Raw genomic sequence first — 26,208 nt, forward strand, 5'->3', positions numbered from 1 at the left:
AAGAAATTAGGCTCTAGCGCTTTATTTATAAAACGTCAAAAGCTATCAAAAAAAGAGCAAAAAAATTTATTTTTTGGGCAGGATATTCAGCTCAGCCTTGCTTGGCAAAAAGCTGCCGTTCCACACGGTGTCCGGGTTGACGCGGGTTTTGGTATTAAACGCATCCGACACCTGACTGGCCATCAGCGACAAACGCGGGCCATTCACCTGGCCAAACCCTTCGGCTCTGGCGTTGGCGCTGTTGATGGCGGTATCAATCGCCAATTGCAAACGGCGGGTTTCCAACGGCACATTCACAATGCCGTCACGCGCTTTCACATAGGTGATGGAGGCACCCGGGTTAGCCATCACGTCTTTGGCACCTTTGGTAAACGCAGCCAGAAAGGCTTTGACCGCGGCCGGGTTTTCCTTGATAAGTTTGGGGCTGGCAATGATGGCATTGCCATACAGCTTGACCCCGTAGTTGGGGTATGGCAGCACCACCACATCAGCAGCTTGTATGCCACGCGCTTCCAGATTCAGCAGCGAGGTGAAGGTGAAGCCGGTGATGGCATCCACATCGCCGCGCACCAGCATGGTTTCACGCAGTGGCGGGTCCATGGCGGTCCAGGTCACATTGGTCACCGCATTGGCTTTGGCAAAAATCGGGAAGGCACGGCGGCCTGCATCAAACACCGGGGCACCTAGTTTTTTGCCACTCAAATCAGCGGGGCTCTTGATGCCGGATTTTTTCAACGCCATCACCGAGGCCGGGGTGTCGTTGTAGACCATCATCACCGCCACCGGTTTGCTGGGGGCATCAGGGTTGTTGGCATGGAATTCCATCAAGGCCGCCAAGTCGGCAAAACCCATGTCATACGCACCTGAGGCCACACGGGTCACCGTACCACCAGAACCATTGCCAGCATCCACGGTCACATCCAGCTTGGCATCCTTGAAGTAGCCTTTGGCAACGGGCGTAAGAAACAAGGCGCTGGGACCTTCAAAGCGCCAATCGAGCTGAAACTTGATGGGGGTCGTTTGCGCTTGAACCAAACCCACAAAACTGACGCAGGTCACCGCCAGGGCTTTTCGAATGAAATGGAAGTTTGTCATGATGGCTTAAATGAATAAAGGTTCACCCATCAAGCAATAAAAGTGCCAAACATCCTCTCTCACAGAGGAAAAGACGATAGCCGGTTTACACCAATGGCCAACTCAGACAACTCAATGGCAATTGAGCCACTGGCACGGGTTTGCCAAACAGGTAACCCTGAAACAATTTGCAGCCGCGCTGGGCCAGAAACTGCCACTGCCCATGGGTTTCCACCCCTTCTGCAACCACGCTCAGATTCAAACTCTGCCCCAGCGTGATCACGGTCTGGGCAATCGCCGCGTCATGGGAGTCGGTGAGCACATCACGCACAAAACTCTGGTCAATCTTGAGTTGATCCAAGGGCAGACGTTTGAGGTAGGACAAGCTGGAGTAGCCGGTACCAAAGTCGTCCAGTGAAAAGGTCACCTGCATGGTGCGCAAGGCCTGCATTTTTTCAATCACTTCCAGCATGTCGGTGACCAGCAGGCTTTCGGTGATCTCAAGTTTGAGCAAATGCGCCGCCACACCCGTGGCGCGCATGACCTCAAGGACTTGCTCCACAAACTCGGGGTGGCGAAATTGGCGGGCACTCACATTCACGGCCATGGTGAGCTGGGCCGTGGCGGGCTGGGCCGCCCATTGCACCAATTGCTCGCAGGCCTTGCGCAACACCCATTGCCCCAGCGGCAGGATCAGGCCGGACTGCTCTGCCTGGTCAATAAACTCCATCGGCGACAACAAGCCGCGCCGTGGATGCTGCCAGCGCACCAGAGCCTCAACCCCCACCATCTGGGCCTGCTCATCCACCACCGGTTGGTAAAAAAGCACCAGCTCCGAACGTTTGAGGGCCAGACGCAATTCACGGTCAATAGCCGTACGCTGAGCCACCAGCGCCTGCATGGTGGGGTCAAAAAACCGCATGGTGTTGCGTCCGGCAGATTTACTCTCGTACATGGCCAGATCCGCCTGTTTGAGCAATTCATCCACCGATTTGACCTGTTTGGAGAGCAAAGCCACCCCAATACTGGGGGTGCTGAGTAGCTCCTGCTTGTTCAACTCATAGGCATGGTTCAGGTTGAGCAGAATTTTGTGCCCGACTTTTTCCGCCAGTGCCGTGACCAGCTGCACATCGGTACCCAACTCCTCCAGCACCACCACAAACTCATCCCCACCCAAACGGGCCACGGTGTCGGCCTCACGCACACTGCCTTGCAGCCGTTGAGCCACCTGGCGCAGCAGCATGTCACCCACGTCATGGCCCAGGGTATCGTTGAGGTCTTTGAAGTTGTCCAGATCAATAAACAGCACCGCGCTGATGGATTCGCTGCGTGCAGCACTGAGCAAGGCCAGTTGCAAGCGGTCCAGCAAAAGCCGGCGGTTGGGCAACCCGGTGAGGGCATCGTAAAAAGCCAACTGCTCAATTTTTTCTTCGGCCAACTTGCGCTCGGTGATGTCCGTGACAAAGCCACTCATAACCACCGCACCCTCCGCCTCCTGCTCGGGCACACCTTGACCAAGCAACCAGCGCACCTGGCCATTGGGCAGCAACAACCGGTATTCATGTTGCCAGGGCTGCAGACTTTGCAGGGCCTGACGCACAGAAAGCTTGAACGCCTGCACGTCATCGGGGTGATGCAAATTCAGAGTGCAGTAGGCATCTTGCAAAATGGCTTGTGCGGTAAAACCTGGGTAAATTTGACTAGCAGGTTCACTGATAAACAAAAACTCCAGCACACCATCGGCGTTGCGCCGAATTTGAAAAACCACACCGGGCAAACGGCTGGTGATTTTTTCAATAAAAGACAGCCGGTCCTGCAAGGCCAGTTCAGTTTCACGCTCGCGGCTGATGTCCTGCACCACCCCAAAGTGAATTTCCGATGGTGCGTTGTCCGAGAGCCGCTGCATGCGCCCGCGCAATGTCAGCACCCGTCCATCAGGGCGCTGCCAACGGTAGTACAAGGTCTCGCCATCCAGAGCTTCACGCGCTGCAAGGAATGCCGGTTTATCCTCAGACAGAATCCAGCTACGCCCATCGGAGGATGGCTGTACCGAGCCGGGCTCCAGTCCCGTCAACTGGTACAAGCCTTTGGACAACACCAGGTGATCAGGCTCCGGCCCTGATGTCCAATACCCCACTGAGGCCAAGCTCTCCATGGCCTCAAACAGCCGCAGTTGCTGGTTTAAACGCTCGTTGGTGGCCTTGAGCAGTTGCTCACTGGCCAACAAGGCAATTTGTGCCGTCCGCTCACCAGTCACGTCTTTCAGGTAGCTCAGCAAATACGACTCATCATTCCACTCAAACCGGGACATGCTCAACTCAAACCGTATCTGGGTTTGATCCGGTCTCACCAGGGAGAGAGGTAAACCGCGCAATTCACCCGTTTCATGCAAAACGGCAAGCGCCTGCAAACGCCGCGTGTGACTGGGCCACAGACCGATGTCGACCGAACTCAAACCCACAACCTCACGCTGGCTCAAACCCGTCATACGCGACCATTCGGCATTAACAGCCACATACACGCCATCACTCTCGCGGCTGAGAGATGCCGCAACCGGAATATGGTCAAAAAACAAATGCCGATCGGGCGAATCAAACATCAAACACTCCAGGGCGGAACAAGCCAATCATGGGCCCCGACTTTACATGCTGTATGCGTTCACTTGACAGGGCGAAGCCCCCTGTTCAAGCGGACAGCCCGCCCATACCAATAAATTTTTGACACCAAGCGCTACACCCGGCCAACCAGAGCCAGATTGGCCGGTGTAGCACCGTGGCAAACAAGCCTGTGACGGCTATTGACTTTGTACTGACTTGGATAACCCAAAACGCCGGCCAACGGCATCCATACTCTGTAGCCACACCCCGGCATTACTGACCGTTCCTACGGTCAATGGGGTTCCCAGACCAATGAGGGCGGTCGTGTCCGTGGGCAAGAGGTTTTTCTCAACACGGAAGTAGTTGGCCCCAGTGGTCGTATTCGCCCAGATATTCATATCCTTGGCTTGTAAGCCATTGGGTAGGGTCCAACTCACGGCCACACTCTTGTCTGCAACAACCGTGTTGAGTGTGAGCGGTGCACCATCAATGGTGATCGCTGTGATGCTGGGGAACATCGCGTTCGTCAGTGCACTGGTGACTATGGGTTGTTTGGGCAAAATCTGCTTGTAACCCGCTCCATTCAACGAATTGCCGTTGCTGTCTTTCAGGATCACCGTGTATTCGCTGTTGTCAAGCGCTTGTGTAATGTTGACGCATTGGGTCGTCACGGTTTGATTGTTTCCGTCAGTGGTGCCACATTCAATGGCAACCGTGTCTGTGTTGGCGGAGTTACTCAACCTCAACTCACGATTTTGCGTATCCTGAACCATGGTGATGCCATTGCCAAGGCCTGGACCGGTGATCAGAGCAGAAGCCACTGGGGTGTGCCCTGCTGTGCTGTTGTACGCAAACGGGTCAATCCAGATATTGATCCCACTTTGAATGGATGATCCCTGCGCCCCGCCAAAACCATTGACTGCGGGTAGCACGGTCCACTCATTACGACGGGCTTGTGCGTACAGCGAGAGATCGGCAATTCGTCCGTCACCCTGAACCATCCAGACATTGTTCAACTTGACCATCTTGAGCAAAATCTTTTCGGAGAAGGATGGCGTATTGGATGTCACCACGGCAGTCAACGTACCCGACAGGCCTGAGGCATCAAGCGCAATCGCCACACTGCTGAATTTCATGCCAATAGCCGATGCTTGGGTAGACATCTCGGTGGCAAATTGAGCGAACCCTTTACCACCCATCATGAAATTGCTGGAGGTATCAAAAACACCGGCATTCATCATCGCAGCGGTGCTGGGTAGACTGTTGGCAAACAATGCGGCAAAACTGTTGAGCTTGGTGATGACCGACTGCAAATCGGTCACTCTCTCAGGTGTGAAGTCTGAAATCTTGGTACTGTCCACCGGCGTGGCATCATCGCCGCTGCCCGTGGCATCGTCAGTGGAAATAACCGCTTGAGATAACGCATTTCTGATCGTGAAGACGTTGGTGGCGGTATCAGCCTCCACCTTGACCAGATCAAGCACGGCATCTATGCCAGAGTGGTCAGCGGCAAACGAAGAGCGCAAAAGGTCAATACTGTCGCTGATACCCAAGGCTGTCAGAATTGGTTGTAACTTGGCCTGCAAAGCCGTCTCGGCCGCAATCAACTTGCCTGATGTGATCAAAGCACCAATATTGCCAATATTGGCTGGATTGCTGAAATAAGTCTCTGCCAGTTGCGCTGCAATGTTGGATACCAACATATTCGTGAATGGGGTCACATTCACCGTCCCCCCCACATCCGCAGATGTGGCCGCTGAATAATAGGTGACCGTCGTATTACCTACGGTACCAGCAGCCTTCAGCACAAAAGGCCCCGTCATGTCGGCGACATCAATGGAGTAACGACCATTGGCCTCGATATTGGCTGTTTTCGTCATGCCTTTGCTGTCCGTGATGAGAACCGTGCCAATCACTGCCGCGCCACCCGCCACAGTGCCAGAAAGGGTTTTTGATGCCACAGAAACCCCCCCTCCGCCCCCGCCACATCCGGCCATGAACAAACCGGCAAGGGCAGTTGTCAATGCAAGTTTCTTGAACGTAAAAGTAGCCATGACAAACTCCAAAAAAGTTGACCATGTGCTCTTATGAACCCCCACGCCAAAAGCGACGTGGTATCAGGGTTATGAAATGGCAAAAATTCAGAGACGCCCCAATGGGCAGAACACTTATCTGCTCTGGCTCAACGTAAGAACCGACCAACTATAAAACTGCCTTATGCCGTATTCAAGCCAGGATCACCAGCAAAATCACTGAACCATGATTTACCGCAAGGTTTGTCGAAATAGGCATGTCTTTGAATCTGGCTCGACGGCCCCTCTCCGGCGACCTCTTACTTGGACATACGCGGCCTCTGGTGGAGGCTGAAGCCTGTGCAGTGCCACTTGATAACGGGTACCAGACTACCCCACATTCAAGCTCGGCAACCCCAAACCATAACTTACGGTGGAGCTTGCTAGACTCTCCAAGATGACGGAACTTAATAAAGCACATACCCCCATGATGACCCAGTACCTGGGCCTCAAAGCGGACTACCCCAACACCCTGCTGTTTTACCGCATGGGCGATTTTTACGAGCTGTTTTATGCCGATGCCGAAAAAGCCGCCCGCCTGCTCAACATCACCCTGACCCAGCGCGGCCAGAGCGCCGGGCAACCGGTCGTCATGGCGGGTGTGCCGTTTCATTCAGTCGACACCTACCTGGCGCGCCTGATCAAGCTGGGCGAGTCGGCGGCCATTTGTGAACAAGTGGGCGATGTGGCCACCGCCAAAGGCCCGGTAGAACGCAAAGTGGTGCGGGTGGTGACCCCCGGCACCCTGACCGACCTGGAGCTGCTGGCGGACAAAACCGAATCCCTGCTGCTGGCGGTGCACCAGGGCCCGCGCAACACCTGCGGCCTGGCCTGGCTGAGCGTGACCCAAGGTGAAGTGATGTTGGCTGAATGCCCCAGCGACGACCTGAACGACTGGGTGCTGCGTATTGGTGCCGGCGAATTGATCTACAGCGCCGGTGCCACACCAGCGTTTGAAACCCGGCTGCGCTCGGTGGGCACCAGCGTATGCATCAGCGTGCGGCCCGACTGGCAGTTTGATGCCGGACTGGGCCAGCGCACCCTGCTCACCCACCTGAATGCCGCCAGCCTGGCGGCCTGGGGTGCGCAAGACCGGCCACTGGCCCATGCCGCCGCCGCCGCCCTGCTGGCCTATGCCGAGCACACCCAGGGCCGCAGCCTGACCCACATCCACAGCGTGCGGGTGCAGCGTGCCGGTGAACTGATTGACCTGCCACAAAGCACCCGGCGCAACCTGGAGCTGACCCAAACCCTGCGGGGTGAGGATTCGCCCACCCTGTTTTCGCTGTTGGACACCTGCATGACCGGCATGGGCAGCCGCCTGCTCAAGAGCTGGTTGCTGCAACCCCAACGCAAGCGCACTGAAGCCCAACAACGCCTGAGCGCCATTACCGTGCTGCGCAACAGCCATACGGGGGCACCCACCGGACTCTGGCAAGCGCTGCGCGAACAACTCAAGGGCAGTACCGATGTAGAGCGCATCACCGCCCGCATCGCCCTGCGCCAGGTGCGCCCGCGTGAGCTGCTGGGTTTGTACAAGACACTACAAAAAACAGAGCTTCTTGCGCCCGTCATACAAGGGCTAGAGGCCTATTTGACTCACATATCCGAGCATTTGCAGCCCCCTGCAGGCTGTGCCGACCTGTTGACCCGCGCCATTGCGCCCGAACCCGCTGCGCTGGTGCGCGACGGCGGTGTGATCGCCAGCGGTTTTGATGCCGAGCTGGACGAGTTACGCGCCATCCAGACCAACTGCGACAGCTTTTTGCTGGATCTGGAAGGGCGTGAAAAAGCCCGTACCGGCATTGCCAATTTGCGCGTGCAGTTCAACCGAGTGCACGGCTTTTTTATTGAGGTGTCACAAGGCCAGCTCGACAAAGTCCCCGACGACTACCGCCGCCGCCAGACCCTGAAAAATGCCGAGCGCTTCATCACGCCCGAACTCAAAGCCTTTGAGGACAAGGCCTTGAGTGCCTCCGAGCGGGCCCTGGCGCGGGAAAAGTGGCTGTATGACCAGGTGCTGGATGCCCTGCAAGCCCATGTGCCGCCCCTGACCCGCCTGGCCCGCGCCCTGGCCACGCTGGACGCGCTGTGTGCCCTGGCAGAGCGCAGCCTGACGCTGGACTGGTGCGCCCCACAGTTTGCCAAAGAGCCTTGTCTGGACATCGTGCAAGGCCGCCACCCGGTGGTGCAAGCCCGGCTGGCCGAGACCAGCTCGGGGGCCTTTATTGCCAACGACACCCATCTAGGCCCCAAACAGCGCATGCAAATCATCACCGGCCCGAACATGGGGGGTAAATCCACCTACATGCGGCAAATTGCGGTGATCACCCTGCTGGCCAGCATGGGCAGTTACGTGCCCGCAGCCAGTTGCCGCCTTGGCCCCATCGATGCCATCCACACCCGCATTGGTGCCGCCGACGACCTGGCCAACGCGCAATCGACCTTCATGCTGGAAATGCTTGAAGGGGCCCAAATCCTGCACGCCGCCACCCCGAATTCACTGGTGTTGATGGACGAAATTGGCCGGGGCACCAGCACCTTTGACGGCCTGGCCCTGGCCAGCGCGATTGCCACCCAGTTGCACGACAAAACCCAGGCCTACACCTTGTTTGCCACCCACTACTTTGAGTTGACCGAGTTCCCGGCCACCCACCACGCCGCCATCAACGTGCATGTGAGTGCTGCCGAGTCGGGCCGCGATATTGTGTTTTTGCACGAAATCCAGAGCGGCCCGGCCAGCAAGAGCTACGGTATTCAGGTGGCACGGCTGGCGGGTATGCCCGCTGCGGTGCTCAACCACGCCCGCCACACACTCGAAGCGCTGGAGGCGCAAGCCAGCCAGCACCAGGCCCAGGTCGATTTGTTTGCGGCTCCACCCACTACAGAAACCATAGCTACCAGCGCCGTGAATACGGCGCTGGAGGCCATCAACCCTGATGATCTGAGCCCGCGCGAGGCGCTGGAGGCGCTGTACCGGCTCAAGAAACTGAGCAACGCCAGTTGAGCCCCGTCAACCCCGAGTCATCATTGCAAGGGTGTGATCTATAAAGTAATGCAAAAACAAGGCATCCTGCTGTGCCAGACTGTCGAACTCCACACCGTAGTGGGCCAACGCGCCTTTTTCCTCCCAACTGCGCACGGTGGCGTGCAGCACCAGTTCACAACTCACCTCCTCCATGCGGATGGGCAGCACAAAAGAGAGTGCTTCATTTTGTTGCCAGACCTGATTGGGGGCCTCAATCAGGGCACCGGTCATGCTCAGGTTCAGCATCAAGGCCTGTTGAGGTGTGCCCCCCGCAAAGTCCACACTCACGGGGCGATGCATCCGTACCCGGTAAGACTTGCGCACCTGGCGCGCCTCAATTTTTTCGGGATAAGAAAAATGCACATAGGGAAAAGGGCGGTTTCGCGCACGCAGTACCCGACTGGTGAAGGCATAAACATGCATGCCTTCCATGGCGTGAAAAACAAAATCCTGCCCAATTTGCATCCATAAACCCTTGTCGTGCAAGATGGGCAGCGTGGTTAGGAAGCTCTTCCCCCTTAACGCACCAATATACTCTACCTGGTGGCGCACCTGCGCCAGGGTGGGGTCGCGTGGCCGCATGTACAGCGACAATCCAACCCGTAAGCCCATATCGTCGAAGGTTAATCCGCGTTCAACCGTTGGATTTGTATCCTGCTTGATGGTATGGTTCATGATTTCCCGTGATGGGCCTCTGGGCCAGTGATGTTCCCCATCTTCACCAAATCTATCCACAATAATAACGGTTATGAATGCAGGGCTTCAAGGCCTGTCCGATAGGGCATCTGCATTGCCAAATTTTCTTCCTTGCCAACTATCCCTATGACATATTGCGTCGCCATCAAACTCAACGCCGGACTGGTGTTTCTGTCCGACTCTCGTACCAACGCTGGTCTGGATCAAATCAGTACCTTTCGCAAAATGATCGTATACGAGAAGCCTGACGACCGCTTCATGGTGCTGCTTTCTGCGGGCAATCTGAGCATTTCTCAGTCCATTCGTGAAATCCTTCAGGTTGAAAAACTCAAAGACCACGAAGAAGACGCCGAAGCCATCACCATCTGGAATGCCAAAAGCATGTTTGATGCCACGCGCGTACTGGGTTCAGCCATTCGCCATGTATACGAGCGTGATGCTGCGGCACTTAAACAAGCCGGGGTGGACTTCAACGTGTCGCTGATTTTTGGCGGTCAGATCAAGGGGGAAGGCATGCGCCTGTTCCAGGTGTACTCCGCAGGCAACTTCATTGAGGCCACGCCAGAAACCCCTTACTTCCAGGTAGGCGAATCCAAATACGGCAAACCGGTGCTGGACCGCGTGATTACCCCCAACACACCATTGGATGAAGCTGCCAAATGTGCGCTGGTGTCCATGGACTCTACCCTCAAGTCCAACCTGTCCGTCGGTCTGCCGCTGGACATGGTGGTCTACGAGGCCAACCAGTTCCAGACTGACAAGGTGGTGTGTATTGACGAACACAACCCCTATTTCAAGATGATGCACAGCAGCTGGGGCGTGAAACTGCGCGAAGTTTTTGACAGCATTGAAGACCCTACCTGGGACGATGGCAAAACCGATGTACCGCTGATGCAGCCTACCGGCCGGAACCTGCCGCTGAAAAAAATCACCTCACCCAAAGAAAAGCTGATCTGAAAACCTGGCCGGGACAAAGACGCGCCAGGGACAGACCCTGCACCCTGTGACGCGTGATTCAACCGAAAATGGCGAATGACTTCATTTGAATAACCATGCCAAGCCACCAAGCCCCAACCACCCACATCGTTTTTTCGCACGCCAACAGCTATGGCGCAGGCACTTACCGCGTGCTTTTTGCCGCCCTCAAGGCCCGTGGGTTGGTGGTTGATGCTATCGACAAATTTGGCCATGACCCGCGTTACCCGGTCACCAACAACTGGCCACATCTGGTGCAGCAATTGGTGGACTTCACACAAGCCAGCGTTGAAAGCACGGGCGGTGCACCGGTGTTCCTGGTAGGCCATTCACTGGGGGGATTCTTGAGTTTGATGGCAGCCAGCCAGGCCCCCAAGTTGGTGCGTGGCGTGCTGCTGCTGGACTCCCCCATTGTGGGTGGCTGGCGTGCCACAGCCCTGGGGCTGGCCAAACGCACCCAACTGGTGGGATCGGTGTCACCCGGCGCGGTCAGCCGCAAGCGGCGCGAACACTGGCCAGACCAAGCCGCCGCCCTGGCACATTTCAAAAGCAAAAGGGCTTTTGCCAAATGGCATCCACAAGTGCTGGAAGACTACATTGCCCATGGCACCCATGATGCCGAGCACAACGGAAAAACCCAACGGGTGTTGAGTTTTAAGCGCGATATTGAAACCGCCATCTACAACACCTTGCCAAGCAATATGGAAGCCTTGCTGAGCCAACGCCCGGTGAAATGCCCGGTAGCCTTCATTGGCGGCACACAATCGGCCGAAATCAAGCAAGTGGGCATGTCCACCACACAACGCATCACACATGGTCGCATTCTGATGCTGGATGGCAGCCACCTGTTTCCCATGGAAAGACCACAAACCACGGCAGCCACCATGGAAGCCGCCCTGCTCAACCTGTCCAAATCAGCTTTCTGAGGGTGGCCAACGGGCCAAACCACTGCGTGTTACGGCGTTACAGCCGTTTGCTCTGGCGTTTTACGTGGCAAATAAACCGTGAACGTGGTTCCGTGGCCCACCTCACTGAGCACATCAATGTGGCCAGCATGTTTTTTGACAATGTCGTAAGACAGGGATAAACCCAGCCCCGTACCCTTGCCAACCGGTTTGGTCGTGAAAAACGGGTCAAAAATCCGCTGCAAGTTTTCCGCTGGAATGCCTTGGCCACTGTCTTGTACCTGAATCCAGACCTGGCTCTCGTCAAACCCGGTTCGCACCGTGATCTTGCCTTTCTCCTGAATCGCATGGGAGGCATTCACCAGTAGATTCATGAACACCTGATTCAGCTGGAAGGGGTAACACCACACCGGCGGAATGCCGGCATACTCCTTCACCACTTCGGCCTTGTACTTCAGCTCATTCCAGACCACACGCAAGGTACTGTCCAACCCAACCTCCAGATCGGCCCACTGATTTTTGGATTCGCCCACATGAGAGAAGTTTTTCAGATCCTGGACGATACGGGTCACCCGCTTCAGCCCATCCAAGGATTCATCAAGCAGCTCGACAATGTCATTTCGCATGAACTCAAAATCAATTTCTTGCTTGATGAGCATCACCTGAGCCCGCTGCGCCTCTGGCAGTTCTGCCTCAATGTGCTGATAGGTTGACAACAAACGCAGCAAATTCTCCACATAATGCTGCAAAGATCCCATATTGGAATTGACATAACCCACCGGGTTATTGATCTCATGTGCCACCCCGGCCGCCAGTTGGCCAATGGAGGCCATCCGCTCGGACTGCAACAACTGTGCTTGCGCCGCCTCCAGTTCCTTGACCAGCACCGCCAGGCGCTCCTTCTCATCCACCAGGACACCGTTCAAGGCCTCCAGATCGGCCGTTCGCGCCCGTACTCTTTGCTCCAATTGATCACGTGACTCACGCAAAGCCTGGGCATCCAGCATACGCTGCGTAATATCCTGAACACTGAACACGCGCCCAATGATCTGCTTGTCCAGATACTGAGGGCGTGAACTGATTTCAAACACACGCCCATCAATGTGGGTGAAGGTGTCCGTCATTTCCTCGGCATCCACAATCGTCTTCAGACGTGAGCCCAGCAAAACGGACTCCTGCACCGACTGGGCGATGAAATCCAGGATTTGCTGTTCATTCTGCGCCTCGAGCAACGCTTCCGGTATGGCCCATATTCTGCCGAACTGCCGATTCATGCCATTGATCTTGCCTTGCCAATCAACCACCAGAATGCCGTTTCCTGTGGACTCCAGCGTGGCACGCAACTGCGACAGCGTTTGCGCCAGCACATCCTGCAATTTCTGCACATCCTGCGTCAAGGTGGCCTGCACCAGAATCAGTGAGCGGCCGTTGTGCGGCAGCCACCGAATCGACTTGCTGACACTCAACAGCTCACCAGAGGCACTCAGGTATTGCCCCTCCTGCTGATCAAGCGCCTGGTCTAGGCCGTTTTTGACATCTTCCCAATAAAACACATCCTGCAGCGCACTTTCAATATCGGTGATGGGCAAACCCTTCAATTGCTCGGCTGAATAGCCCAAAGCATGTGAGACCTTGGCATTGGTCTGAACAATTCGCAGGGTGTCAGGGTCCACCAGCATCAGCATCTCCGAGCTGTGATCCAGCATGAGTTGCTCCAGACTGCTCATGGTGGGTTGCCCGTGTGCTTCATCGCGACAGCATCAAAGCTGCAACCAGCCCACTTGTGTGGACTCCAAGACGTGCTGACCCACCCGAAGCTGATCGATCTTCATGAGATCAGGCACGTTCATCACATCATGCAGACCAGGTCACCACACCACTCCAGGCCGTGACCAGCACCACCAGGCCAAACGCAATGCGGTAATAGGCAAAGCCGACAAAACTGTGGCTGGCAATGTAGCGCAGCAACCAGCGGATACACAGCCAGGCGCTGAAGAACGACACCACCAGACCCACCCCAAACAATGGCAAATCCGCCAGGGACAGCAGAGCACGCTCTTTGTACAAGCTGTAGGCCCCGGCACCAATCAGCGTCGGGATGGCCAGGTAAAAAGAAAAATCCGTGGCTGCCTTGCGGCTCAAACCCAGCAACATGCCACCAATGATGGTCGCCCCGCTGCGGCTGGTGCCCGGAATCATGGCAAAACATTGCACCAACCCCACTTTAAGCGCATCCATGGCGGTCATGGCATCCACGTCCTGGATACGGGCTACCGCCGGGTCTTTTTCCTGGCGACGTTCGGCCCAGAGAATGATGAAACCACCGATGATGAACGTGCTGGCAACCACCACCGGGGTAAACAAGTTGGCTTTGATGGCTTTGCCAAACGCCAGCCCCAGAATCACAGCCGGAAAAAATGCGATCGCCACATTCAGTGCAAAGCGCTGTGCCTGCTTTTCAGTGGGCAAGTCTGCGACCGTGTCGCGGATCTTTTGCCAGTACACCAGAATCACCGCAAAGATGGCCCCGGTCTGGATGGCAATGTCAAACACCTTGGCTTTGTCGTCATCAAACCCCAGCAAGGCCCCGGCCAAAATCAGATGCCCGGTACTCGAAATTGGCAAAAACTCGGTCAACCCCTCCACCAGGCCCATGATGACGGCCTTGATCAACAACACAATATCCACAGAAACTCCTTTTGAAGAGCCGCAATTATCACTGGGCACACTTAAACAGGCCTTAGAGGCATTTCACACCAATGGCGGGCACTTTGTCGCAAATCTGTGAATACACACACTTGCCACGGCACAATCAACGCGCCATGAACCAAACCCCCAACGTCCGGCGATGCATTCAAGCCGCCGCCTTCAATACCGCCATTGCCGTGGGCATTACGGTCTTTGGCGAGCATGACTTCCTCAGCAACCTGGTGTATTCCCAGTGTATTGGGCTAAGCATCTGGCTGCTGATTGAGGTGGGGCAATACAAGCTGATTCTGGACTACCCCAGTCAATGGCGGCGTTTGTTCTGGCTGGTACCCCTTTGTGTGGTGACAGGTTATCTGCTGGGCACCATGCTGGCAGGCAAGTTGCTGGCGCACCCGGGCTTTGACTACTGGGTGGATCAACCGCGCAAAGCACTGGGTTTTTTGCTGGTCAGTCTGGCCGCGGGTGGTGTGATCACCTATTTTTTCTTCAGCCGTCTGCAACTTGCCAGCGCCCGTGAGGCCATGGCCCGCACCCAGGCCCAGGCCGAAGCGGCACAGCGCCAGGCGGCCGAGTTTCAGCTCAAACTGCTGCAAAGCCAGCTGGAACCCCACATGCTGTTCAACACCCTGGCCAATTTACGTGCCCTGATGGCCCACAACCCCGAGCAGGCGCAACACATGCTGGACCACATGGTGGCCTATCTGCGTGCCACCTTGAGTTCATCACGCACCACCTTTCATCCGCTGCAAACCGAATTTGACCGCCTGCGTGACTACCTGGAGCTGATGGCCGTGCGTATGGGACCACGCCTGAGTTACGTGTTGGACCTGCCCCCCGAGCTGACCACTGCGCCCGTGCCTGCCCTGCTGCTGCAACCCCTGGTAGAAAACGCGATCCAGCACGGACTGGAGCCCAACATTGAAGGCGGCAGCATCAGCGTACACGCCCGCCTGGAGCCGCCATCACTGGTGCTGGAGGTACAGGACAGCGGTGTTGGCCTGCCAGAAGGTGAGCCCACACCGGGCTTCGGTTTGACCCAGGTGCGCGAACGTCTGGTCACGCTGTATGGTACTCATGGAACTATTGAATTTATAGCTACCAGCGCATGCACTACCTGCGTGAGAGTCACATTTCCTTATAAAAAGCCATGAACCAGCCCCATACCCCCAGCGCCTTGATTGCGGAAGACGAGCCACTGCTGGCCGCCGCCCTGCGCCAGGAGCTGGCGCGTGCCTGGCCCGAGCTGCAACTTCTGGCCAGTGTGGGCGACGGCCAGTCTGCCGTGGCACAAGCGCTGGCGCTGCAGCCCGATGTGCTGTTTCTGGACATTCGTATGCCGGGCCTGAGTGGCCTGGAAGCCGCCGCCGAGCTGATGGACGCCTGGCCCACCACCTTCGGCAGCCCGGCGTTCCCGGCCCTGGTATTTGTCACCGCCTATGACCAATACGCCTTGCAGGCCTTTGATGCCCAAGCGGTGGACTATCTGCTCAAGCCGGTGCAACCCGAGCGCTTGAAAAAAACAGTGTCCAAAGTGCAGATGACGCTTGCAGCACAAGCGCAAGCAGCTATTCATACCATAGCAAATAAAGCCCCCGATACCAGCCCACTGGAGTCCACCTTGGCGCAACTGCGGCACTTGCTGGCCGCCACCAGCACCACCCCGGGCACGGCGAACCCGGCCATCGGCTCAGGCCGTACAGTGCCAGCCCCACTCCAGCACATTCAAGCCAGCGTGGGCAGCACCATCCACTTGCTGCCGGTATCCGAAGTGGTGTACTTTGAAGCAGCCGACAAATATGTACGCGTGCTCACCAGTGAGCGCGAAGTGCTGATCCGCACCCCGTTGAAAGAGCTGTTACCCCAGCTGGAGACCAGCTTTTGGCAAATCCACCGCAGCACGGTGGTCAACACCCACTGCATCGACAGCGTGACCCGCGACGAGGCCGGCAAGCTCTGGCTGCACTTGCGCAACCGACCTGAGCGGCTGGCAGTCAGCCGCCTGTATGCCTACTTGTTCAAGGCGATGTAGTGCGGCCAGCTTATTCATAAAGCTGCTAGAGTTGCTCCCACCCTAGCCTTGTCTAGACTTGTCTTCATGTTCAACACCACCATGCGCCGGTTCAACCTAACTCGCCCATTCTCGCTGCTGGCTTTTGTCTTGATGGCCATCGCGGCGGTCACGCTCGTCCAGCTGGTTCGACAGCAGGAAATTGGCCAAATGGAGCGAACCGCGCAAGACCGCAACGTCAGCCTGACCCGGGTCTTCAGCTCCTTTCTGGCCACCGAAATTAACGCACTGATTGCCTTACCCCCAACAGCGCCCCCCAATCCAACTGAGCAGGCCAGGTACCTGCACAACAAAATTGCCCAACTCAGCGCCGATTCGGGCATCCACCGGGTGAAGATATACAACACACAAGGTGTCACCATTTTCTCCACCGAACCCCATCAAATCGGTGAGAACAAAGGCCTAAACCCTGGTTTTACCGCGGCACTCCATGGACAAGTTGCCAGTGATCTGGTGTTCCGCAACCAATTCAGCTCCTTTGAGCGGGTTCTGGAAAATGTGGATTTGGTGTCAAGCTATGTCCCGATCACCGTTAATAACCGCGTCAGCGCTGTGGTTGAGGTGTACCAGGATGTCACCTTACTGGTTAAACGCATTGACCATACCTTGTGGCAGGTCTGGTCCATCGTGCTGGCAGTCTTGGTACCGCTTTACCTGATACTGATCCTGGTGGTGGCTCGCAGCCAGAAGCTTCTTCGCGGCAACGAGGCGCTGCTTGAGGCCTCCAACAGTGCGCTTGACCAGCGCGTCACGGAACGCACCCAGGCACTGCAACAAAGTGAAACGCGTTTTCGCTGCCTGAGTGAAATGTCTTCGGATTTTTATTGGGAAACAAACGCGGAACATCACTTTACGCTGCGCACGCTGAGCAAAAATGAATCCGAGCAACCCTTGCACCAGCTGAATACACTCATTGGAAAAAGACTCTGGGAGATACCTTACTGCGGACCGGACGAAGCCGCCTGGCAAGCACACCGCGCCACCTTGGATGCGCATTTACGGTTTCGTGATTTTGAAATTGTCCACCTGGATGCACAGGGACAACGACGACACATCAGCCTCAGCGGAGACCCTCAGTTTGATGCAGAAGGTGTGTTCACCGGCTACCTGGGTGTAGGCAGTGACATCACCGAACGCAAGCAGGTTGAGGCCGATTTGCGCATTGCGGCATCTGCCTTTGAGTCGCAAGAGGCCATGATGGTGACCGATGCCAAAGCGGTGATTTTGCGCATCAACCAAGCTTTTACAGACATCACCGGCTACAGCGCGGAGGAAGTCCTTGGACACACCCCCCACATCCTGGCTTCCGGCCGTCACGATGCTGACTTCTACCGCAACATGTGGATCGCGATCAACCGCGACGGGGTATGGAAAGGCGAAATCTGGGATCGACGCAAAAACGGTGAGGTCTACCCCAAATGGCTCACCATTTCTGCGGTCAAAGACCGTCAGGGACAGGTCACACATTACATCGGCACCCACTATGACATCACGGAGCAGAAGAAGTCTGAGGAAAAAATTCACGAACTGGCTTTTTTTGATCCACTGACGAACTTGCCCAACCGTACCTTGTTGCGTGACCGGCTGAAACAAGCTGTGGCGGGATGCCATCGCAATCAGGTCTTCGGTGCCTTGATGTTCATTGACCTCGATCATTTCAAGACCCTCAACGACACCCATGGTCACAACATAGGTGATTTACTTCTGCAACAAATCGCCAAACGGCTGGTATCCAACGTGCGGGAGGGTGACACCGTGGCCCGTTTGGGTGGCGACGAGTTTGTGGTGATATTAAAAAATCTGGGTGAAACCGCTGATCACACCGCCTTGTTGACCAAACAAATTGGCGAAAAAATTCTGGTCGAACTGAGCCAGACCTACCACCTGGATAACCTGAATTACCACAGCTCGGCCAGCATGGGTGCTACCTTGATCGATGGTCTTGAGACTTCCATTGACGAGTTGCTCAAACAGGCCGATATGGCCATGTACAAATCCAAAGATGCCGGTCGCAACACCCTGCACTTTTTTGATCCGGCCATGCAGCGCGGTCTGCTGGAACGCAATGCCCTGGAGTCTGATCTGCGTGATGCACTGAACCAAGGTCAACTCGAATTACATTTCCAGCCACAAATGTCGATCAACGGCGGTATTTATGGTGCCGAAGCCCTGGTACGCTGGCATCACCCGCAGCGCGGCATGGTCTCACCCGTCGAATTCATCGGTTTGGCGGAAGAAACCGGGCTGATCCTGCCGCTCGGTCTTTGGGTGCTGGAAACCGCCTGTCGACAATTGGCAAGTTGGGCCACGCAACCTGAATTGGCCCATCTGACCCTGGCGGTTAATGTCAGTGCCAAGCAAATTCTGCAGCCGAATTTTGTCGAACAGGTACTTCACGTATTGGCTTCCACGCAACCCAATCCACACCACCTGAAACTGGAATTGACTGAAAGTTTGCTGATAGACAACCTGGAAGATGTGGTCGGCAAAATGAAGGCACTGAAGCTGCATGGTGTCGGTTTTTCGCTGGACGACTTTGGCACCGGTTACTCGTCTTTGTCCTACCTCAGCCAGTTGCCGCTGGATCAGCTCAAGATTGACCGAAGTTTTGTCATGCACATTGATTCACAAGACCGTGCCATGGCCATTTGCGCCGCCATCATCAGCATGGCGCACAGCTTGAAACTGCGTGTGGTGGCGGAAGGTGTTGAAACTGAAGCTCAGCGCTACATCCTCAACACGGTGCACCACTGCGATTACATCCAAGGCTATCTGTACAGCAAACCTTTGCCGATTGCCGGGTTTGAAACCTTTGCGACCCAGCATCTCGGTGCCGCCAAAGCCACCACAAGGCATAAAAATACGTGATTGTGTTGGCCCAGGCGCGTTGATTCAGCACCGGAACGTACCGTTCTGGTGCTCGCCACCTCACCCCTCTTTGACCTCCATGTGGTAGGTGGCCCAGGGGCAATTGGCGAAACGCTCGGGCAAGGTTTTGGCCATCATGTCGGGGAAACGGTCTGCGTCATACACCGCCCACAACGGGCCCAGTCCGCCCAGCGCCATCGGCCGGCCATCCAGGTGCGTGGCGACGATAAAGCGGTATTTGGCAGCATCTGCGGCAGACACCTGTGCGGCATATCCGTCCACGGCACGCAGGAAGAACGCGGTCTTGGCGGTGACCTTGACACCACTGGCTTTCATGACATCCAGCAGCAGCGGGCCCTTGAGCGTATGGACTTTGCCGTCGTATTCCAGCGTAGGCTTGATGGTCACCGCAGGCATGGCCGTGAGTGCGGCAAAGTCAAACGTTTGCGCTTTGGCAAACTGCAGCTTTTGCTTGCCCATCATCTGATCCAGCGCCGGGTCAAACGCCCCGCGATTACCCGTACCGATCAAACCACTCACGGTCAGCAAAGTGGGGCCAGAGGCCGATTTGGGGCCGTTTTGCGCGTGCGCCAGAGTCGGCAGCACGCTGGCACCAGCTACCGCACCAAGCAGGCTGGCATTGAGAAAATCACGTTTTTGCATAGGTTGGCTCCTTGAAAAAATGCATGGTACAGACAAAATCAATGGGGTGCTTCAGGCCATCCAATACAGACCCAAGCCAGCCAGCGCACAAGCAGCCATCACCGGCATCACCCCCAGTTTGTAGCGCAGCAGTGCCCACAAGGCCATGGCCATCAGGCCCAGGGCGGCCACATCCATCTTCAAGCCAAAATAGCCTCTAGCGCTTGATTCATAAGCAATATGCACTATAAAAAACACAGCAAGACTGGCCATCACACCCACCACCGCTGCCGTAATGGCCTTCAGCGGAGCCGTGAATTGCAACTTGCCGTGGGTGGACTCCACCAATGGCCCACCAGCCAGAATGAAGATGAAAGACGGCAAAAAAGTGAACCAGGTCACCACGCTGGCCGCCAGGGCGGCCCCCAGAAACAGCGCCTCTGGCCCCAGCACCTGCTTGGCCCAGCCACCCAGAAAACCCACAAAGGCCACCACCATGATCAGCGGGCCGGGGGTGGTCTCCCCCAAGGCCAGGCCGTCCATCATCTGCGCTCCTGTGAGCCAGCCAAACTGATCCACCGCACCCTGGACCACATAGGGCAACACCGCATAAGCGCCGCCAAAAGTCAGCAACGCCGCCTTGGTAAAAAACCAGCCCATTTGTGTGAGTGCACCCGCCCACCCCTGCCAGGCCATCAGTACCCCCATGGGCAACAGCCACAAAGCCAGGCCCGCCGCCAGCACCTTGGCCAGTCTGGTTTTTTTGAACCGGGCATGCCGTGGTGTGGGGGTGTGGTCGTCTATCAACGCCGGTTGATGTGTACCACCCACCACCGTGGCCGCGCCATGCCCGCCACCGGCAGCGAATTGCGCGGGCAGCCAACGCTGGCCCAGCCAACCGGCCAACGCCGCCGCCAGCACCACCCAGGGAAACGGCAGCTTGAATACCGCAATAGCTATAAAACTAAGAGCTGCTATCGCCCATAAAACAGGCGCTTCAGACGGTTTTTTTAATGTTTTTGAGCCCATGCGGTGCACCGCCTGCAGCACGATCGCTGCCACGGCGGGTTTGATGCCATACAACAGCGCCGCCACCCAGGGCACGTTGCCAAACGCCACGTAAACCCAACTCAAACCGATCAGGATAAACAGCGAGGGCAAGACAAACAGCGCCCCCGCCACCACCCCGCCCCAGGTGCGGTGCATCAACCAGCCGATGTAGGTGGCCAGTTGCTGCGCCTCCGGGCCGGGCAACAGCATGCAATAGTTCAGCGCATGCAGAAACCGCGCCTCGGAAATCCAGCGTTTTTCCTCCACCAGCTCACGGTGCATGATGCCAATTTGCCCAGCCGGGCCACCAAAACTGATCAAGCCCAGACGCAGCCAGAATTTGAAAGCCACCCCAAAAGACACGGCTGGCGGCATGCCTGAACATGCGGATGGTTGCGCCGCTGGGTCCGCAGACGTGTCAAGCGGCGCGGGAAGGTTTGAAGAAGTAAGCGGTTTTGCAGTGTCCATGGGTCATCCATTCAAAGTTGCAGCTGTTGGACGGGACACCGTCTTGGAGCTTTGTCAAGCCCGATGCCGGGGAGCTGTTACCCCGACAAAATCACTTTAGCACAGGCCCATGACCCTTGCGTGAACGCCCAAGTCAACGCCATCAAAGCGAACTGTTGAGAAGGTATGAGGAATGGCCGAAGAAGTGCTCGCGCAAATCAACGCTAGTCGATAGCGCCTCACAAGCAAAAATCCACACCACCCCCCTCATCGCCCGTCCAGCAGCGGATTGCGGTAACTGTGGGTGGCACTGATGCGTTTGTTGAGGTAATCACCCGCCTTTTGCACCGGGTATTTGGGCAACTCACCGGGTGGCAGACAGGTGTCCAGGCAGGCAATGTCGGTGTGGTACGGCGGCGTGACAAACAGGGGAATCGAATAGCGATCCTGAAACGCCGGATTCACCACCCGGTGTGGGTTGGATATCCAGCGGTCATTGGTCCAGATCGCCATCAAGTCGCCGATGTTGACCACCAGCGCCTGCGGCGGTACCTGCACCGCAATCCACTCACCACTGCGCTTCATCACCTGCAGCCCGCCCACACCGTCGTCAGCCAGCAGCGTGACGGAGCCATAGTCGGTGTGCACACCACTGCCCAGCTGGTTTTCTGCCAAGGGCGTGATCGACTGCGGCGGGTAATGGACAAACCGCAGGTGGTACATGGTTTCACCGGGCTGATCAACAATGAAGTCATCCGGTTTACCTAACGCCCGGGCCATGGCGCGCTGCACCCGGTAAGCGGCCTCTTTGGCCTGTGCGTAATAGGCCTCCCAAGCGGTACGAAAGCCGGGGGTGGAAGGCCACTGGTTGGGGCCAAAAAACGGCGTGCCCGCCAGCACATCGGGGTGGTTCGGGCCAGCTTCACCTCCAGTGTCCAGCGTTTCCTTCAGGTCACCTTTCTGGCTTTCGTCCAGCGCCTCGGTGGCAATGCCCACGTAGCCCCGGTGGTACGGCGACCTGGCGATGGCAATGGTGTTCTTGCTCGCCAGCGGCTCGGCAAAGAACAAGGCAGATTCGGCCAGCATCCGCGCCTTGACCTCGGGCAACACGCCGTGACCAGTGATCAGGAAAAAACCGGTTTCACGGCAAGTCTCGTCCAGCAGCCGGGCCGCGGCATCCTGTGCGGCAGAAGGTGCTACGCCAGTGGCAAAACAGCTGACATCAATCGTAGGCAATGAGGGCATGGTGGACTTCCTTTGGGGGGTGAATTCGGCCTGGAGACAAGCTTCCCGGACGGAGTATCGCAGCCGATGCACAAGATTTTGTACGCCCACGAGCCGCCTGAACTCAGCCAGAAGCGGCGACGACAAACGCCGCTTTGCTTCGCCCACAAAAATAACAAAAACAATAGCACTTCACGCAACAACCACAGGCACTACAGGCCAAAATCATTGTGATTAAGTGCCGATTTTCCGGATTTTTGCCCCCTCCTATCATGCGAAGCGTCTGCCGATGCCCCTTACACTTCGCCAAGATGTGATCCTCAACAACGACTGGTCAAGTATGGACGGAAACAAGTTCCCTCTCACGCATGCGTCTCCCAACGCGCGTCGGCTGCTGCTGGGGCTGCTGCTGGCCCTGATTTCCGATGCAGCCATGGCGCAAGGACAGAAGGTGTTTCGCATCGGCGTGACCAAAATCGTGGCCCATGCTGCGCTGGACGCAGATGAAAAAGGGTTTGAAGCCGGTCTGGCCAGCTCGGGCTTCAAGGAAGGTGTCAACGTGAGCTACCTGCGGCGCAACGCACAGGGTGACATGGCTGCTGCCGAATCCATCGCCCGCGAGTTTGTGGCCGAAAAAGTGGACCTGATCCACGCCATTGCCACCCCGACGGCACAGGCCGTGATGCGCTCGGGCGGTCATATTCCCATGGTGTTTTCCTCGGTCACCAACCCGGTCGGCGCAGGTCTTGTGCCGGGTAACAGTGCGTCCGGCCAGAAAACTGGCACCCACGTGACCGGTGTGAGCGACCTGTGGCCAGTTCGCCTGCAGTTTGAAACCTATGCGCGAGTGCTGCCCGCGGCCAAAACCTGGGGCACCATTTACAACCCGAACGAAGCCAACTCGGTGTCCCACATTCAGGCCATGCGTGCAACCGCGAAACAGCTGGGCCTGACCCTGGTCGAGGCCACCGTGACCAAGGGCGACGAAGTGCCTGCCGCTGCGGCGGCTTTGGCCAAGAAGGTGCAGGCCATCACCATCACCTCGGACAACACCACCGTGGCCCGGATTGATGCCATTGCCCAGGTGTGTGAGCAGCACAAAATTGCGCTGTTTGCCGGTGATGTGGACAGCGTGGCGCGTGGTGCCGTCATGGCCTATGGGCTGGACTATTTCCTGGTGGGCTACTCAGCGGGCAAGAAGGCCGCGCTGGTGCTCAAAGGCATTCAGCCGGGTGATGTGCCCTGGGGTCAGGTAGAAAAATTCAGCCTGGTCATCAACACCCGCGCGGCCAGAGCCCAGGGTGTGAGCCTTGCGCCAGACTTGCTGGCCCGGGCGGACAAGCTCATTCAATGATGGATTCGGCACAGGCATGCGGTTTCTGAAAGGCATCTATCTGGCAGTGGCGATTTTGCTGCTGACCATTGGTGTGGGCCTGTACGCCGACCTGCGCAGCGAATCCATGCACGTTCAGCACCTGAGAATCCAGCTTGGGCTGGAGCGTATGGTGCGGCTCAACCAGTCGCTGACCAGTTCGATCACCTTGGCGGTGGTGGAAAAAAACAGCCTGCGCGCGGCCAGCTACGACACCTTGCAAAGCGAGCTTGAGGCCACCATGCAAGAGGTGCAGGCGCTGACCCAAGGCATGACGCTGGCGGGTGAAATCCTGTCACTGCGTGACCAGCAACACGGTTTACGCTCGTTCGAGAAACAGGCGTTTGAGCAGATACGCGCCCAGCGGTGGGATGCCGCTTTCCAGGCGTTGCTGGGGGGTGACTACGTCATGATGCTCAAGCTGTATGAAATCAACAGCGAATCTGCCGTGGGGGCACTCAGTATCGAGCTGGCCAATAGTGCCCAGCAGCAAAACCAGTTGCGTCAGGCCACCTTGGTGTTGCGTTTGCTGGCCGTCGTGTTGTTGCTGTGGGTGGGCTGGCGTTACTCCCGGCGTTTGCAGGCCGAGCTGGCCGAGCAGATGCGCCTGCAAAGCGAAATTAGCGAATCCAAAAATGCGCTGGAAGCCACCGTTCTACAACGCACCGCCGAGCTTCAGGTGGCCAACCAGCAGTTGGAAACCCTCAGCACCACCGACGCGCTGACCGGCCTGGCCAACCGCCGCAGCTTTGACACGCACTGGGCCGAAGAATGGCAACGCTCCCTGCGCCAAGCCACGCCACTGGCAGTGATCATGCTCGACGTGGATCACTTCAAAGCCTACAACGACCACTACGGCCACCCGCAAGGTGATGCCTGCCTGCAACGCGTGGGGGAAATCCTGCGATCCTGCATCCGGCGTGCGGGTGAACTCGCAGCGCGTTATGGCGGTGAAGAATTTGTCGTGATCTTGCCAGGAGCCACCCCCCAACAGGCACTTGAGACGGCGTACAGCATCCTGGGGGCCATTCGTGCAGCGCGCATACCACACGTCGACTCCCCTACGGCCGACATCGTCACGCTCAGCCTGGGTGTTGCTGCGGCCTCACTCCATGCAACCGGCCAGCGCGAACAACTGCTCAATACGGCCGACCTGGCCCTGTACCAGGCCAAGCACCAGGGGCGCAACCGCGTGGTGCTGATAGACCTTGACGAACCAGACACCGCCGTGGCCATTGATCCTCAAAACGCCCAAGTCAGCGCCAAATAAGCCTGGCGGCTCGAAGGCAGCTGGGCCAGCACCGCCTGTGCCGGGCCGCCATACACCCGCAGGCCGCCCTGCACTTGCACCCGGTCGCCTTTCCACAGCAGCGCGGCCGTCAGCATGCGGCCACCATCCAACGGGTGGTAGAGCAAGTCCAACGAGGGTTGCCAGCCTTCGTGGTCCCAGCTCAGGCGCAGGTAGAGGTTGCGGCGTTGCAGGTTGGCCGCTGTCCCCAAGGCTTGCGCCTGCCAGGCCAGGTTGCCGGCCACCGCTGCGGCGGGTGCACCCCAACCTGCCAGACTGCTGAGTTGGCGGTTGCGCGCTGACCAGGTTTGCCACTGCGCATCGCTGGGTGCGCTGCCGTCCCACCAGGCCTCAGCCAGCAGGCTGAGCTGGCTCGCGTTCGTCCAGGTGCCCCCCAGCAGCAGTTGCGCGACATCGGGTTCACTGGCAGACTGCCACGGGTTGCTGGCCTGCAAGCCACTGACTGCGGGGCGCATGACCGTGCTGTCCACCCGCTCGGCATAACGCAGAGAGCTGTGCAGCTCCAGCTCATTTGTGGCCACCCAGGCCAAGGCTGCGCCCAGGCTGGTGCCGGTGTGGGCACCGATGCGGGCAAAGCCGTACCAGTCTGCCGCACCACTGCGCTGGTACAGCCGTGCTGCCAGCGCGGGTTCCTGTGCACCCAGCGTGTCCGATAAAGCGGTGGGGTTGACCCACACCAGAGACCAGGCGGTGTCGGTGATGAAATGCTCGGCCAGCAGCATAGGGCGGCCCTCGGGTGTGCTACTGACCAGCGTGCGGCGCACCTCCTGCTGCACCATGTCGTTGGGGCGGTAGCCGTAGCCTACGTCCCAGCTCACAATCTTTTTGCCCGCGCTGAACTGCCAGGCCCCCGCGTCATACGAGGCCACCAGCTCATTGACCCAGGCCTGGCTGTGGGTGGCCTGGCCCTCGTTGCGCAGTTGCTGCAAAGTCACCACGGCGGTGATGCCTTGGCCACTGGCGCGCAACTCTGTCTGCACCGTGGCACCACTGGCGGGCAGGTCGGCGATGCCGCTTTGCAGCGCATGGCTAGCGGCCAGCGGGCCGGCGGTATTGGCGTGAACGTCGTCCCATTGCAAACGCACCTGACCACTGACCAGCGGCGCAGTGTCTTGCGCCTGAGCCGCGCAGCACACCGCCAGCATGATCCCGGCGATTAACTTTGAGGCCAC

18 protein-coding genes are annotated in these 26,208 nt (G+C 57.4%); 8 read left to right on the plus strand and 10 right to left on the minus strand.

What is annotated here, in order from left to right; translation table 11 throughout:
* Positions 1-66: 66 nt before the first annotated feature.
* The 3 genes from LDN84_RS15135 to LDN84_RS15145 all read right to left on the minus strand — a co-directional run bounded on the left by LDN84_RS15135 (position 67) and on the right by LDN84_RS15145 (position 5,725).
* Positions 67-1,095 (minus strand): ABC transporter substrate-binding protein, encoded by a 1,029-nt coding sequence (locus tag LDN84_RS15135; protein WP_223904270.1) that lies wholly within the window; start codon positions 1,093-1,095, stop codon positions 67-69.
* Positions 1,096-1,180: 85 nt separating this feature from the next.
* Positions 1,181-3,673 carry a sensor domain-containing protein gene (locus LDN84_RS15140; protein WP_223904271.1) on the minus strand — a complete coding sequence of 831 codons (2,493 nt, stop codon included), beginning with the start codon at positions 3,671-3,673 and terminating at the stop codon, positions 1,181-1,183.
* A gap of 195 nt (positions 3,674-3,868) precedes the next feature.
* Positions 3,869-5,725, minus strand: coding sequence for a hypothetical protein (locus LDN84_RS15145; RefSeq protein WP_223904272.1), 1,857 nt, complete (start codon positions 5,723-5,725; stop codon positions 3,869-3,871).
* Positions 5,726-6,170: 445 nt separating this feature from the next.
* On the opposite strand from LDN84_RS15145, the gene mutS reads away from it, so the two are divergent.
* Positions 6,171-8,750, plus strand: a complete 2,580-nt coding sequence (mutS, locus tag LDN84_RS15150; protein ID WP_435405886.1) for a DNA mismatch repair protein MutS — start codon at positions 6,171-6,173, stop codon at positions 8,748-8,750.
* 6 nt (positions 8,751-8,756) lie between these two features.
* On the opposite strand, the gene LDN84_RS15155 is transcribed toward mutS, so the two are convergent.
* Positions 8,757-9,446, minus strand: coding sequence for a flagellar brake protein (locus LDN84_RS15155; RefSeq protein WP_223904274.1), 690 nt, complete (start codon positions 9,444-9,446; stop codon positions 8,757-8,759).
* 147 nt (positions 9,447-9,593) lie between these two features.
* On the opposite strand from LDN84_RS15155, the gene LDN84_RS15160 reads away from it, so the two are divergent.
* Together LDN84_RS15160 and LDN84_RS15165 are read left to right on the plus strand one after the other, a co-directional pair.
* On the plus strand, positions 9,594-10,424 hold the full coding sequence (locus tag LDN84_RS15160) for a proteasome-type protease (protein ID WP_223904275.1): 831 nt from the start codon (positions 9,594-9,596) through the stop codon (positions 10,422-10,424).
* A 95-nt stretch (positions 10,425-10,519) separates the two neighbouring features.
* A complete protein-coding gene (locus LDN84_RS15165; RefSeq protein ID WP_223904276.1) occupies positions 10,520-11,368 on the plus strand; it encodes an alpha/beta fold hydrolase in 849 nt (282 codons plus the stop codon).
* A gap of 29 nt (positions 11,369-11,397) precedes the next feature.
* Here LDN84_RS15165 and LDN84_RS15170 read toward each other — a convergent pair whose 3' ends face one another.
* Together LDN84_RS15170 and LDN84_RS15175 are read right to left on the minus strand one after the other, a co-directional pair.
* Positions 11,398-13,074, minus strand: a complete 1,677-nt coding sequence (locus LDN84_RS15170) for a PAS domain-containing sensor histidine kinase (protein ID WP_223904277.1) — start codon at positions 13,072-13,074, stop codon at positions 11,398-11,400.
* 127 nt (positions 13,075-13,201) lie between these two features.
* Complete coding sequence (locus tag LDN84_RS15175) at positions 13,202-14,035, minus strand: undecaprenyl-diphosphate phosphatase (RefSeq protein WP_223904278.1); 834 nt, start codon at positions 14,033-14,035, stop codon at positions 13,202-13,204.
* Between the two features lie 134 nt (positions 14,036-14,169).
* On the opposite strand from LDN84_RS15175, the gene LDN84_RS15180 reads away from it, so the two are divergent.
* The 3 genes from LDN84_RS15180 (at position 14,170) to LDN84_RS15190 (ending at position 18,992) form a co-directional block, all read left to right on the plus strand.
* Complete coding sequence (locus tag LDN84_RS15180) at positions 14,170-15,207, plus strand: sensor histidine kinase (RefSeq protein WP_223904279.1); 1,038 nt, start codon at positions 14,170-14,172, stop codon at positions 15,205-15,207.
* Complete coding sequence (locus LDN84_RS15185; protein ID WP_223904280.1) at positions 15,204-16,085, plus strand: LytR/AlgR family response regulator transcription factor; 882 nt, start codon at positions 15,204-15,206, stop codon at positions 16,083-16,085. The genes LDN84_RS15180 and LDN84_RS15185 overlap by 4 nt, the downstream gene beginning before the upstream one ends.
* A 66-nt stretch (positions 16,086-16,151) precedes the next feature.
* Entirely contained in the window at positions 16,152-18,992 is a 2,841-nt protein-coding gene (locus LDN84_RS15190; RefSeq protein ID WP_223904281.1) for a putative bifunctional diguanylate cyclase/phosphodiesterase, read from the plus strand.
* 60 nt (positions 18,993-19,052) lie between these two features.
* On the opposite strand, the gene LDN84_RS15195 is transcribed toward LDN84_RS15190, so the two are convergent.
* The 3 genes from LDN84_RS15195 to LDN84_RS15205 form a co-directional block, all read right to left on the minus strand.
* Positions 19,053-19,655 (minus strand): putative pterin-binding protein, encoded by a 603-nt coding sequence (locus LDN84_RS15195; protein ID WP_223904282.1) that lies wholly within the window; start codon positions 19,653-19,655, stop codon positions 19,053-19,055.
* Positions 19,656-19,706: 51 nt separating this feature from the next.
* A complete protein-coding gene (gene chrA / locus LDN84_RS15200) occupies positions 19,707-21,152 on the minus strand; it encodes a chromate efflux transporter (protein ID WP_435405887.1) in 1,446 nt (481 codons plus the stop codon).
* A 246-nt stretch (positions 21,153-21,398) separates the two neighbouring features.
* The gene (locus LDN84_RS15205) at positions 21,399-22,376 is read right to left on the minus strand and encodes an isopenicillin N synthase family dioxygenase (RefSeq protein WP_223904283.1); all 978 of its coding nucleotides are present in this window, start codon (positions 22,374-22,376) and stop codon (positions 21,399-21,401) included.
* Between the two features lie 268 nt (positions 22,377-22,644).
* Between LDN84_RS15205 and LDN84_RS15210 the strand changes: the two genes are divergently transcribed.
* On the plus strand, positions 22,645-23,709 hold the full coding sequence (locus LDN84_RS15210) for an ABC transporter substrate-binding protein (protein WP_223904284.1): 1,065 nt from the start codon (positions 22,645-22,647) through the stop codon (positions 23,707-23,709).
* Positions 23,710-23,725: 16 nt separating this feature from the next.
* Entirely contained in the window at positions 23,726-24,997 is a 1,272-nt protein-coding gene (locus tag LDN84_RS15215) for a GGDEF domain-containing protein (protein ID WP_223904285.1), read from the plus strand.
* On the opposite strand, the gene LDN84_RS15220 is transcribed toward LDN84_RS15215, so the two are convergent.
* On the minus strand, positions 24,970-26,208 hold the full coding sequence (locus LDN84_RS15220) for a hypothetical protein (RefSeq protein ID WP_223904286.1): 1,239 nt from the start codon (positions 26,206-26,208) through the stop codon (positions 24,970-24,972). The two genes, LDN84_RS15215 and LDN84_RS15220, sit on opposite strands and share 28 nt — an antisense overlap.

Origin of the sequence: Rhodoferax lithotrophicus (genome assembly GCF_019973615.1) — a bacterium.
Lineage (GTDB): Bacteria > Pseudomonadota > Gammaproteobacteria > Burkholderiales > Burkholderiaceae_C > Rhodoferax > Rhodoferax lithotrophicus.